This window comes from Acinetobacter sp. YH01022 (assembly GCF_013420235.1).
Classification (GTDB): Bacteria; Pseudomonadota; Gammaproteobacteria; order Pseudomonadales; family Moraxellaceae; genus Acinetobacter.
Genome location: NZ_VOYP01000107.1, coordinates 1 through 1,159 on the forward strand (window position 1 = coordinate 1; position 1,159 = coordinate 1,159).

The 1,159-nt window shown below is 36.1% G+C and carries 1 protein-coding gene and 1 pseudogene; one reads left to right on the forward strand and one right to left on the reverse strand.

Annotated features, from left to right (window positions below; genetic code table 11):
* On the reverse strand, nt 1-870 hold an 870-nt coding region (locus tag FTT87_RS15860), incomplete at its 3' end, for an RNA-guided endonuclease TnpB family protein (protein ID WP_180175111.1).
* A gap of 188 nt (nt 871-1,058) precedes the next feature.
* Here FTT87_RS15860 and FTT87_RS15865 point away from each other — a divergent pair.
* Nucleotides 1,059-1,159 (forward strand): annotated as a pseudogene (locus FTT87_RS15865) (adenylosuccinate lyase); the annotation flags it as partial.

The following is a 1,159-nucleotide window of genomic DNA, read 5'->3' on the forward strand; positions in this document are numbered from 1 at the left end:
GCTGAGCGTTGTCGTGACTTTATGCAAGTAGTCATGTCGAATATTGGCAATATGATGGTGTAATTTATTGATCTTTAGATTAAGTTTTTTCCAATTTTGACTAAATTTGGTTTTCTTTCTCAACTTGCGTTGAAGTCTAGCCAACTTGACTTGATTGGCTTTAAAACTATTGATTGGTTTAAATACATCACCATTGGATGTTGTAAGTAACTTTTTAACGCCTAAATCAATGCCAATCGCTGATTTTGATGGATGGATTGGTGCTTCTACTGTGCTTTCAACACCAAAAGATATGTACCACTTACCAACATGCTTTGAGATTGTGACATTTTTGATTGTGCCAAGAATATCTTGTGATTTTCTGAATTTCACAACACCAATATCATTGGGTAACTTAACTTGATTACCTTTGACCCAACAATATCTATCAAATTGAACAATACGAATTGAATCATAACCATCAGATTTCTTTTTGAATCGCGGCATAAGCTGTCTAAGTTGAAGCTCAGTATCATCGGTCAACTTAAAGAATCTTGGTTTTTTGGCTTTAAATGGTTTTTGCTTTAATTTGGCTTGTTCTTTTTGGTTGAAAAACCTAGCCCAAGCATCACCAAGATCACGAACTTTTTGTTGAAGTGAAACGCCATTTGAGCTGTGTTCTAAAAAAGCACATTCAGGTTTTTTTCTGAGATCGGGTATTTTCTTAACCAGGTTATCCTTGGTGATGCGTTCATTCTTGGCAAGCATTTCAAATGAAATGGCTAAAACCTGATTCCAAACAAAACGTGCAGAGCCAAGCAACTTGTTTAAAACAAGCTCCTGTTCCGCATTAGGCTCAAGCCTAAATTTGTACGCTTTGTTGATCTTCATTTCGCCTTAAATCTATTTAGATACAGAAACTTAATGATAAAATATTCTATCATATTGCACTGAAAAAACACCAAAAAAAGTCGTGAAATTCACCTCCACCCTAATGTTGGGTGGAGTCCTCTTTCACACTAAAGATAGTGAACCGTACCGGGTTTGTCGGAAAGTCAATATTCTGAGAGACTATCCCGATGACAAAATTAAAATATACCCCTGAAATCAGAGAAAGAGCGGTTCAATTATTGATTGAATCTGAAAAAGATTATCCATCGAATTGGGCTGCGATCACCGC